Genomic DNA, 10,835 nt, shown 5'->3' on the forward strand with positions numbered 1-10,835 from the left:
GTTCCCAACCAACAACCCGGCCGGGTTGACCTTGGTTGCAGGAACATAATTGAATACACGGTTATCGTGTAATCCACTGATTTACCCGCCACAGCCCCCTCTTGGGTGGTGATGGTTTGGGTTGGTAGGGTTACGGCGGTCATTGCGCGGGGGAAACGCCCGGTCCCATTCCGAACCCGGAAGCTAAGACCCGCAGCGCCGATGGTACTGCACCTGGGAGGGTGTGGGAGAGTAGGTCACCGCCGGACAACCATTAGAACCCCCTGGCGGGGGTCCGGGCTTGGGGGGGGGCCCCCCCCGGGGGGGGCGCCGCCCGACCTGTTTAACCCGACCTGTTTTATCCCGGCCTGTTTCACCGGCCCGGGTGCGCAAAATCACCGTGCACCGCCAGGGCCGGCAACGGCATACCGGAGCCATGCAGGTCCGCATGCGGGGCCGCTGTTCCCACGCTCCGTTACCCCCGTGGCCGGTGTGACCTCACGGGGCAACACCCGTAACGACGGGTGGGAAACCCGGTACCCGGACGTCTCCGCAGCGGCGCCCCGTCCTCCCAAGCACCCCGGCATGGAGCCCGTGGTGCCCCCGCAGGGGGGGTAGGGTCCTGAGCACCACCATGCCGGCACTGCACCTCGGACCAAAAGACTGCATTCTGGGTAGACGCTGCACGTTGGGTACGGAATCACTGCGTTCCGGGATTTCGCTGCATCCTGTGGCTCAGTTTGGCTTCGTTCCGGGGAAAACTCGTCATCAGGGGACAATCCGGTCACGGCGCCGCGCAGCACCTTCCCGCAGCAAACGATTCAGCCCCAAACGCAGCAATCCGAACGGGTCGCACGGAGCGCTGCTTATCTCGTTCACCACCGAGCTTATGGATCGCATCCTGCCTGGTCCTTGATTGATGGTACTTGGCCGGACCGAGGCAGACCAAAGATCCTGGACTTCACCCGAGCAGGCCGCCGGCCAGACACGTTCGGCAAAGCAGGAAACGACCGCGTCATGTCGGCGTCGCCGCTTTCTGGTTCCTCTTGCGGTCCTCACCGTCTGGCCCGGCGGACGGTGCGTGCGATCACCCGGACTGTCCGGCTCGCAGCAAAGATCGCCGCGCGCACTCACTCACCATCTCGAGCGGGCCTGCCCCGGGCGTATCGGTTGTTTTTCCAGCGCCGTGGCCCTGGTATGGGGCATCATCGTCGGCGATGAAGACCATGAAAGAATTTGACGATATTAAGGGAGGGAGTGCCGGTGCTATTTCCAATGCGGAAGCGGCACTTGTCGCCGTGGGGCCCCCGGGGCGTGTGGACCACTCGGTCATTGCCGACCAATCATTCGGCGGTGCAGGTATTGCATCCCCTGGACTTTATAACCGCGCCAAGCCACGACAAAGGGCCAGCGGCACGGATGTGTGCAATTTCACCTTGTCGATAAGACGGCGAGGCATATGCCAGCGTCTTCAGCTGGTGACAGAAGGGGCGGTGTCTTCACGGTCTACTTCGCCAAGAACCGTAAGTACTTCTTCTTTCATCCAAAGGTATGCTTCATCCACGAAGTGGTAGGGGGACGGGCCCCACTTGTGCTGCAACGTGGATACGGCCAGCTGTTCCGGAATCGTCGCGACGCGGACTCCCAGGGCCCGAAGATATGAGTAGTACCTGGCGTAGAGGTCAGCGGCATAGGCTGCATCCCATCCGCGAAATCTTGGCACTTCTTCGCCCGTGTCCGTCACATTTGTCCACGGCACCTCGAAGAGGAGTGTTCTATTGAACAGACCAGCATTTTTTAGTGTGTCCAGCAAAGCGTCTGCGGCGGGCTTCCACAGTTCAAAGTGCTCTTCGGTGCCAAACTTGATCACCGATGCAGAACGAGGCAGAGTCTTGATCAGACCAGTCTTTGCCAGTTCGACTGATTTGGTGATGTAGGTTCCTCCCGGAAGACGATAAACGCCTAGCCTTTCGCTAAGTATGTCGAAAATGAACAATTCCGTCCGGGATGCCGTCTTGCGGATGAGTCTATGGAGTGACGAGTCAAGATCACCACGCACCGACCTATTCTGAAAGTCTGGACCCAAGGAATCCATCGAAAGGCTCTTTGTCGGCTTCGATGCGGCGCTGATGAGCGATTGACGGGCAACATACTGCACCAGTGAGTGACGGTCCTTCATGTGCTCGAATGCGTCACGGGTAACGCAGCCGCCGTAGACGAAAATGTTCGCCAAATCATCCTTCTCTCAGGTAAAAACTTCACGGGCTGCGCCGCCACTCACCCGGGAGCGTTTACGGGAGTTTGTTGAGGGCATCAGGCACCAGGCTCTAGGGCAAATACTATATGAGCAGGGAGCGGACCTCGGAGTTCCGTAAGCGCCATGCGCGGTCTCACACTGTCCTCTAAGCTTGAACCCATGCGTATTGCTCGGTTTATCCAGGACAGTGACCCTGCCTTCGGCGTCGTCGACGGCGACGAAGGCCATGAAGAAATTGCCGTGATCAAGGGGGACCCGTTTTTCTCCGGGGTGCAGCTCACAGGGGAGCGGCACAAGCTTGAGGATGTACGCCTCCTCGCGCCGATCATTCCCCGCAGCAAAGTCGTGGGCATCGGCAAGAACTACGCCGACCATGCAGCTGAAATGGGAGGTGAAGTCCCGGCAGCACCGTTGATGTTCTTCAAGCCGAACACCTCCGTGATCGGCCCGAACGATCCGATCGTCCTGCCTTCGTTCTCGGATGAGATCTCCTACGAGGCCGAGCTGGCCGTGGTGATCGGACGCATCTGCAAGGACGTTCCGCTTGAGCGGGTGGACGAAGTGGTCTTCGGCTACACCTGCGCCAACGACCTCACTGCCCGCGATGCCCAGCGCACCGACGGTCAGTGGGCCCGCGCCAAGGGCTTCGACACCTCTTGCCCCGTTGGTCCCTGGATCGAGACAGAGCTGGACACCGATAACCTCGCTGTGCGGTCTTACCTCGACGGCGAACTCGTCCAGGACGGCAACACTTCCGAGATGGTGTGGGGCGTCAGGGAACTGGTGTCCTACGTTTCCCAAGCCTTCACCCTGCTTCCCGGTGACATCATCCTCACCGGTACCCCGGCCGGCGTCGGCCTCATCACTGACGGGCAGCGGATCGAAGTGCAGGTCGAGGGAATCGGCACGCTGGCCAATATCGCCCGCGGCTAGCACGCGCATCAAGGCATGACAAAGGACTCCCCGCACGACGGCGCGCGGCAGGCAGCCGGCTTCCCGGCTGCGGCTGCCGTCGGGGTGTGGTCTGCGGCGCTGCTCATAGCCCCTTTTCATGGGGAAGCCGGCGTGAGGAGCGAAGGCGCCCCTTGGTTGTGGGGGATAGGCAGTGCCTTGCTGCTGTGCGTCTTCCCCGTAGTCCTGGTGGCCGTGCTCCAGCGACGGAACGATTTAAGCCGATGGGCAGCAGCTGCTCCGACGGGGCCGGTGGTGCTTGGCGCCGTCGCAGTGTGCTTTATTCTGCTGCGGCTGATTCTGTGGCTTGACGGACCGCTGGCGACTGCTGCCGCCATCTTTGCCTTTGCAGCCTCGGTGGCGGCTGGCGTGCTGCTCCAGCGGGCGGCTGCCCTGGATAACGGACTGCTGGTTTTTTGCGGCGGTGCCGCCGCGGCTGCCGTGTTGTTCTCCGGCCTTGCCTCCGTCGGTCCACTGGCGTGGATTGGATGGCTGGCCTTGGCAGCAGCCGCGACTGCCGGAGTGTTCTGTCCTGACCGGATGTTCTCCGGCAGGAAGCTCGCTGCCGCCTCGATGGGTGCCCTACTGGGTGCGGGCGTACCTTGGGCGCTTTTGGCAGGTGTGGCGTGAACCCCGCCGCGGTTCCCCGGGCGGACGGCGGCTAGACTTGAAGCATCATGACTACTGAGCCTTCTTCCTTTGCTGACCTGCCCACCGTCGACGACAACACTCCGGTGCGGGTTCGTTTCTGTCCGTCCCCGACGGGCACGCCCCACGTCGGCCTGATCCGTACAGCCCTGTTCAACTGGGCCTACGCGAAGCACACGGGCGGCAAGATGATCTTCCGCATCGAAGACACGGACGCTGCCCGGGACAGCGAAGAGAGCTTCCTGCAGCTCCTCGACGCTCTGAACTGGCTCGGAATCACCTGGGACGAAGGCGTAAACGTTGGCGGTCCGCACGAGCCGTACCGCCAGTCCCAGCGCGGAGAGATCTACCAGGACGTCATCGCCAAGCTGAAGGAAGCGGGACACCTCTACGAGTCCTACTCGACTCCGGAAGAAATCGAAGCCCGGCACCGCGCAGCCGGCCGCGACATCAAGCTTGGTTACGACAACTTTGACCGGGAGCTGACCGAAGAGCAGATTGCCGCCTTCAAGGGCGAGGGCCGCGAGCCCGTGCTCCGGGTTCGGATGCCGGACGAAGACATCACCTTCACCGACCTCGTCCGCGGAGAAATCACCTTCAAGGCTGGAACTGTTCCGGACTTTGTGGTGGTGCGCGCCAACGGTGCTCCGCTCTACACACTGGTTAACCCGGTCGACGATGCCCTGATGGGCATCACCCACGTCCTGCGAGGTGAGGACCTGCTCTCCTCCACCCCCCGGCAGATCGCCCTGTACCGGGCGCTGATCGACGTCGGAGTCGCGCAGTACATGCCGCTCTTTGGGCACCTGCCCTACGTCATGGGCGGCGGCAACAAGAAGCTCTCCAAGCGCGATCCGGAGTCCAGCCTCTTCCTGCACCGCGAACGCGGCTTCATCCCCGAGGGGCTGCTCAACTATCTGTCCCTGCTGGGCTGGTCCCTCTCCGCTGACGAAGACATCTTCACGGTGGACCAGCTGGTTGAGAACTTCGACATCCACGACGTCCTGTCCAACCCGGCGCGCTTCGACCTGAAGAAGGCCGAAGCCATCAACGGCACGCACGTGCGCCGCCTGGACGCCGCTGACTTCCGCGGCCGGCTGGTGCCCTACCTCCAGCACGCCGGATTGGTGGGGGAGCAGCTCACCGAACGCCAGGAGGAGATCCTCACCGAGGCTGCCCCGCTGGTCCAGGAACGCATCACGCTGCTGGGTGAGGCTCCGGACATGCTCGGCTTCCTGTTCAAGGCCGACGACGCCATTGACGTGGCGGACGACGCCAGGAAGGGCCTTCCGGCCAACCTTACCGAGGTGCTCGATGCCACGCTCGCGGCGCTCGAGCCCGTACAGGAGTGGACGGCCGAGAACATCCAGGCCGCCCTTCGCTCAGCACTGGTGGACGAGATGGGCATCAAGCCCCGGCTGGCCTTCGGCCCGGTCCGTACGGCCGTCTCCGGCCGCCGAATCTCCCCGCCGCTGTTCGAATCCATGGTGATCTTGGGCAAGGACTCCTCGCTGGCACGGATCCGCGCGTTCCGCGGGTGACCCACGGCGCGCTCGGGCTTTGTGACGGGCTCCGCTGAGCATCGGGTAGCAGACAGTTGGGGAACCCCGAGCCGACGTCCTCGGAGAAGGCTGGTAGGTGACCTCCAGAGACTGCCTCTATTTGCGCGTTGTGTTTATCATCAGGTTTGACGGTGGCCATCGAACTGTTGGGGTATTGGCTTCCATCATTCAAATCTAGCTGACCACGGTGTTCGATCGGTCATATAGCTGGAGGACGGACCGCCGGTTACGTTGTTCAAGCTCGGAGAGCATAGCGTCTTCTGATATTCCATCTGCTCAGCCGCCCGAACTGCCCATCGATGGTCTTCCTCGTTCAACGGAGCCAGCGCCGGGGATCATCTGGGTGCTGTAGTCATATATGCTGTAGGCATATTTGCCGTTGGACGCCCAGGGGCTCAAGGGGAGAGTAGATGGGTATGAGTCAAATTCTCGATATTAGAGAAAACACAGTAAAGATCTCCATGCCACAGGCGGAACACATTAGGAAAGTGAGTCTTTCGCTGGAGTGCATGGGCGGCGTGAAGGATAAATCCGTCGCCATCGTTGTTAGGGCTTGGGATGCGGAAGGCATCAGTGTTATTGACTCCTGTAAGGGTGTGTACTTTTCGAACGCCCTTCAGGAACGATTCGCGTATTGCCCGGAGACTCCGTCTGGTGAGTTTAGTAAACCGGTCAACTTGGAATTTGACCTGCCAGCCGCAGAAGTAACCTTTCAATTATTCGCATGGCCAGGCTCTGAGCCGGTCCCCGCAGACATATTTGGTGGCAGCCTCTTATTCGTAGAATCATCTGGCTCTGCCTTTGAATATGCCTCCTCGCGAACTAGAATTCTCACAAGTGAAGGACGCAAGATCGCATGATCGAAAAGGATATCGACATTTCGGTCGTGATCGGATTCAGTAACTGGGGGCTGCAACGCCTTGAGCTCGCCGTTCGCTCTATCCAAGCATCTTTTGGCGCCTTACGCGGTGAAGTAATAGTGTCCGACTACGGTTCGGATAGTTATGAAGACACTCAAAAGCTTATGGAGTCTTTGGGAGCCCGCTACGTTTATACAGCGACGGACGGTACGTGGTCTCGCTCTCGTGCTCTCAATGCTGGCTTTGCTGTTTCATCGGGAGCGATACTTGTATCTACCGATGCCGACATGGTCTTTAGTCCCAAATCAATGGAAACGATCGGAACCTGGATTCTGAATGATCCCTCCCTCTGCCTGTTGCTTCAGTGCCGCGATCTGCCGGCACAGTGGACCGACACGGAGATTGGTCGCCGCGGGTATCAGTGGGACACCTTCGCACGAGTCGCCAGGCTGAGGCCACGGTGGGGTATGGGCGGCATGATGGCCGTCCCGCGGGAAGTCTTTCTGCGCATTCGCGGTTTGGATGAACGGATGCATACCTACGGGGGAGAGGATATCGACTTCGCCACCCGAGCGAGGCGCGCCGGTCAGCGTCTTCATTGGGTAGATGATGAGCGCGTCAGGATGTATCACATGTGGCATGCGCCGACCCGCGAGACCCATGCGAAGTCAGCCGCAGCCTTGGAAGCCATCGCATTCAACAAGAAAATCGTTTACTCCGATAAGACGTTTGTTCGAAACACCCAAGAATGGGTTTATCGTCCAGCTGATGCTGGTCCCCTCGTAACTGTTGCTATATCTACTTTCAACCGAGCGAGCTTATTGGCCGAAAGCATTAGTTCGGTGCTGTGCCAGACGATGCAGGATTTTGAGATTGTTGTCGTAGACGACGGTTCGACGGATAACACTCGTGAAGTGGTTGAGAGTTTCGATGATCCTCGGATTCGATACTTTTTCCAAGAGAATAGTGGCATAGCCGTTGCCCGCAACCGTGCAGCCGACGAGGCGCGTGGGTATTACACTGCTGTCCACGATGACGACGACCTCATGATGCCATGGCGGCTAGAGAAGCACTTCGAACACCTGGCTCCCGGGACCCACGGGTCCTTCGGATCTTTCGTGAATTTTGACAATGCTACGGGCGACATGAAGCTTTTTGCCACGAAAAGGCTGAACGACGGCACCATTGCCGCCACTGGGGGCGCTCCTGGTCATGGTACGTGGCTTGTCGAAACCGACATTATTCGCCGGCTGAGGTACGACGAGTCTCTCTCCAGCGGCGTGGACAATAACCTGGCGCTTCGAATGGTCCGTTCGGGAGTCGTGTTAGAGCACACGGGCGAGATCATGATGCTGCGACGAGTCCATGATGGACAGATTACCGTTGGCGACGGGGCTAACCAGAAGACCTCAGCGCGCCAGTCACGACAGCTCTTCTCTTACGTGACGACGAAAGCGGGTGCGGACAGCTTGGCCGCCAAACGGGGGTCGCACGACTACACCCAGATCCGGCTGGGAAAGAACCTGGGTACTTTGGTCCCCTACCTGCCGGATGCTCTAGTGAATAGAGCCGTGGTTGTGCGTGCGTCGTTTGAGTACCTTCCCGAACCCATCAAGCGGCGTCTGTCGGACGACGGTTCACAAATTGTCTCGGAACGCGATGACCATGGAAATGTAGTCCAAACAGCAGGCTGCATAAATAATGTTTCGAACGCGGAGTTGGTTATGCTTCGGCATGCAGGCGCGGATTTCGAGGTGATCAGCAGGCTGAAAGATTCAGGTACCCCCTCGGAAGGTCGCATTCTTGTAGATCCTAGTGAACTCATTGAAACCGCGATCCGTCAATCCTTTCGTGCTTTCGTGAAGAATACCGGTCGAGGGACTTTAACTTCGTTTGGCCTCGTAAGGAACGTTGCGCCGACCGACCCGATCCCGTCCTGTGGCCTTATCCGTCATTTTGTGTGTGGAAACGAGCAGGAGTCAGTGTTGTTTTCCAGATTCACAAACACAGTTGAAGCAATCAGGGCCCAAATGAAAAGTGGCTGGTCCGAGATGCAGGTAGAGGCAGACACGATAGAGCCCGAGTCGCTTGTAAAGGCGCTCAATTTGTCGGACGAACGTCTAGGAGCTTAATTGTGATCGTCAAATGGACCAACGAAGACGTCGGGCACAGCGGGTTTAGTGTAACGGCCGAAGGGTATGACGGAGAACCCCGGTTCAGATCATTTTGGTGTGATGCAGAACCTAAAAACAGACACCCTGATCGAGAGGCAGTCGCCGCGTTCTTGGTATTCAAGTCCGCTATGGGTGGTCCAGTTCAGATGCCACGTAAATTCTCACCTGCCGTAGACTCGGCCATGCGCTCGATCGCAAGCCCTGTGCCTGTCGTTTTTTCCCCGATCGAGTACGCGCCGAAGGCCCTACCCATCGGATCCCGCCCGTTGAACCTTTCCTGGTCGGGCGCCGGTACACCTCCTTCCCCAGACGACGTTGCGCTCGACACGACATACCTTCGTCTTGAGCGATCGGACAGAGCTGCAGGTTCGTTGCGGACTCTCCGGGGTCTGACCCTTTGCTCAAACGCATGGTTGCATTCTGTAGGCGAAAAAGGTCAGATATCCAGAATTGCGCCGTATCTGGCGGCGGCAGTTCTGTTTGCTGAGGACCTTGAAGCAGATTGCATAAGGGTTCCTGGAAGTTTCGATCAAGATAGTCGTGAGTGGAAGGACTATGTCTATCTCTTGGGCGCCGCGCGCTTGGGATTGGAACTCATAGAGTCCTAGCGTCTATAGGAGTCCGGAAGAGTATTACTAACGCGATGAACGTGCAGGGTCCGGACGAACCCTGCACGTTTTGGGTGACTCGTGAAAATATCTGTTTTCACGGTTCATGACAAGGAAGAGATTTAATATGGGGAAGCGGATTACCGTCATTGGGACGGGATATCTAGGTGCAACTCACGCCGCCGCCATGGCGGAATTGGGATTCGAAGTTTTAGGTGTAGATGTCGATCCGAAGAAAATCGATGCGCTCAGCCGCGGAGAATTACCTTTCCACGAGCCCGGGTTGCCTGAGCTCCTGCAGAAGCACATCAAGTCCGGCAAGCTACGCTTTACAACATCGATCGAAGAGGCAGGGAACTTCGGACACGTTCACTTCATCGCGGTCGGAACACCGCAGCGTGCTGGTGAAGCTGGGGCCGACATGAGTTACGTCGATGCCGCGGTCCTGTCCTTGGCACAGGTTATATCCCGTGACGCTCTCATCGTCGGTAAATCCACAGTTCCAGTCGGCTCTGCTCGCAGGCTCAAATCCGTGATTGCAGAAGTGGCACGTCCTGGGATCAAGATTGATTTCGCGTGGAACCCGGAGTTTCTACGGGAGGGATTCGCTGTTGAAGACACATTGCGTCCCGACCGTCTGGTAGTCGGCACAGACTCGCCGAGAGCCCACGCAGTGCTCGAAGAAGTTTATGCCGAGGCGCTGTCTCGGAACACTCCTTACATAGCTACCGATTTTGAGACGGCTGAGTTGGTCAAGGTCGCTGCTAACGCATTCTTAGCGACCAAAATATCCTTCATAAATGCTTTTGCAGAGGTAACAGAAGCTGTCGGAGGCGACATTCGGACTTTGGCAGATGCTATCGGTCTTGACAATCGAATCGGGCGGCGTTTCCTTAACGCAGGTGTCGGTTTCGGAGGAGGCTGTCTACCCAAGGATATTCGCGCTTTACAGGCGAGAGTGGGCGAGCTGGGCCTGGAACGGACCATGCGGTTCCTTGCTGAGGTGGACGAGATTAACCTCCGCCGACGGGACCGTGTTGTTCATCTGGCCGAGGAACTTCTGGGTGATCTCGAAGGAAAGCGCATCGCAGTGTTAGGTACTGCTTTTAAGCCCAACAGCGACGACGTACGTGATTCACCGGGATTGGACGTAGCTGCTCGGTTGTTCAATGGAGGAGCAGAAGTCAGCGTTTACGATCCAAAGGCTAACGAAAACTCAGCCCGCCGGTTCCCTCGATTGAACTATCGTTCCACCCTGTCAGAAGCTGTGTACGCGGCAGACCTGGTGCTGGTTCTCACTGAGTGGCCAGAATTCGTCACCATGCGTCCGCAACAGATTGAGTCCTTGGTCAGCACAAGACAGATCATTGATGGACGAAGTGTCCTAGACAAGGATGAGTGGGAGAGGGCGGACTGGACATTTAGGGCACTTGGGCTCAGAGCGTCGGACATACCCGCAAGGGTATTGGAGATTGCCGAATAGGGTGGGGCAAATAACGTCGGCTTCGGGAGAGTCGTTGGGCGGCACGCAAGGGGCGCTCTTCGATATCGACGAGACCCTCGTGGACCTCCGCACGGCCATGGGCAACACGCTGCGCGAGATCAGCGCCGCGGACCTGGCGCACTTCACCGAGGAGGACTGGGCGGCCTACCAGCACCTCTACGCAGCCGATCCGCAGGGCTACTACGACAAGTACCTGGCGGGGGAGCTGAGCTTCACCCGTCAGCCCGCCCCCCGCCGGCCGCGCCCCCCCCCCCCGCCCCCGCCCCCCCGCGGGGCCCGCCCCCCCCACCCC

The 10,835-nt window shown here is 58.9% G+C and carries 7 protein-coding genes, 1 rRNA gene and 1 pseudogene; 8 read left to right on the top strand and 1 reads right to left on the bottom strand.

All coding sequences use genetic code 11. The features are described from left to right. Positions 1 to 131 precede the first annotated feature (131 nt). A 5S ribosomal RNA gene (rrf, locus tag TVB01_RS16135) occupies positions 132 to 248 on the top strand. Positions 249 to 1,450: 1,202 nt separating this feature from the next. Here rrf and TVB01_RS16140 read toward each other — a convergent pair. After that, on the bottom strand, positions 1,451 to 2,212 hold the full coding sequence (locus tag TVB01_RS16140; RefSeq protein ID WP_422456923.1) for a DUF6270 domain-containing protein: 762 nt from the start codon (positions 2,210 to 2,212) through the stop codon (positions 1,451 to 1,453). A gap of 183 nt (positions 2,213 to 2,395) precedes the next feature. Between TVB01_RS16140 and TVB01_RS16145 the strand changes: the two genes are divergently transcribed. The 7 genes and pseudogenes from TVB01_RS16145 to TVB01_RS16175 form a co-directional block, all read left to right on the top strand. After that, positions 2,396 to 3,169 carry a fumarylacetoacetate hydrolase family protein gene (locus TVB01_RS16145; RefSeq protein WP_227916528.1) on the top strand — a complete coding sequence of 258 codons (774 nt, stop codon included), beginning with the start codon at positions 2,396 to 2,398 and terminating at the stop codon, positions 3,167 to 3,169. Positions 3,170 to 3,184: 15 nt separating this feature from the next. Beyond that, complete coding sequence (locus TVB01_RS16150) at positions 3,185 to 3,817, top strand: hypothetical protein (RefSeq protein ID WP_422456924.1); 633 nt, start codon at positions 3,185 to 3,187, stop codon at positions 3,815 to 3,817. Between the two features lie 47 nt (positions 3,818 to 3,864). Then, entirely contained in the window at positions 3,865 to 5,376 is a 1,512-nt protein-coding gene (gene gltX, locus TVB01_RS16155) for a glutamate--tRNA ligase (protein ID WP_422456925.1), read from the top strand. A 437-nt stretch (positions 5,377 to 5,813) separates the two neighbouring features. Continuing rightward, positions 5,814 to 6,257, top strand: coding sequence for a hypothetical protein (locus TVB01_RS16160; RefSeq protein WP_422456926.1), 444 nt, complete (start codon positions 5,814 to 5,816; stop codon positions 6,255 to 6,257). Further along, a complete protein-coding gene (locus tag TVB01_RS16165; RefSeq protein WP_422456927.1) occupies positions 6,254 to 8,389 on the top strand; it encodes a glycosyltransferase in 2,136 nt (711 codons plus the stop codon). The genes TVB01_RS16160 and TVB01_RS16165 overlap by 4 nt, the downstream gene beginning before the upstream one ends. A gap of 777 nt (positions 8,390 to 9,166) precedes the next feature. Continuing rightward, on the top strand, positions 9,167 to 10,522 hold the full coding sequence (locus TVB01_RS16170; RefSeq protein WP_422456928.1) for a UDP-glucose dehydrogenase family protein: 1,356 nt from the start codon (positions 9,167 to 9,169) through the stop codon (positions 10,520 to 10,522). Between the two features lies 1 nt (position 10,523). After that, positions 10,524 to 10,835: pseudogene (locus tag TVB01_RS16175) on the top strand (hypothetical protein); the annotation flags it as partial.

This window comes from Arthrobacter sp. 7Tela_A1 (assembly GCF_049311065.1).
Taxonomy (GTDB): Bacteria; Actinomycetota; Actinomycetes; order Actinomycetales; family Micrococcaceae; genus Arthrobacter_B.

What these genes read in the sequence shown, in the direction of transcription:
- TVB01_RS16145 (WP_227916528.1), top strand. Translation starts at nt 2,396, where the DNA reads ATGCGTATTGCTCGGTTTATCCAGGACAGTGACCCTGCCTTCGGCGTC.
- TVB01_RS16150 (WP_422456924.1), top strand. Translation starts at nt 3,185, where the DNA reads ATGACAAAGGACTCCCCGCACGACGGCGCGCGGCAGGCAGCCGGCTTC.
- gltX (WP_422456925.1), top strand. Translation starts at nt 3,865, where the DNA reads ATGACTACTGAGCCTTCTTCCTTTGCTGACCTGCCCACCGTCGACGAC.
- TVB01_RS16160 (WP_422456926.1), top strand. Translation starts at nt 5,814, where the DNA reads ATGAGTCAAATTCTCGATATTAGAGAAAACACAGTAAAGATCTCCATG.
- TVB01_RS16165 (WP_422456927.1), top strand. Translation starts at nt 6,254, where the DNA reads ATGATCGAAAAGGATATCGACATTTCGGTCGTGATCGGATTCAGTAAC.
- TVB01_RS16170 (WP_422456928.1), top strand. Translation starts at nt 9,167, where the DNA reads ATGGGGAAGCGGATTACCGTCATTGGGACGGGATATCTAGGTGCAACT.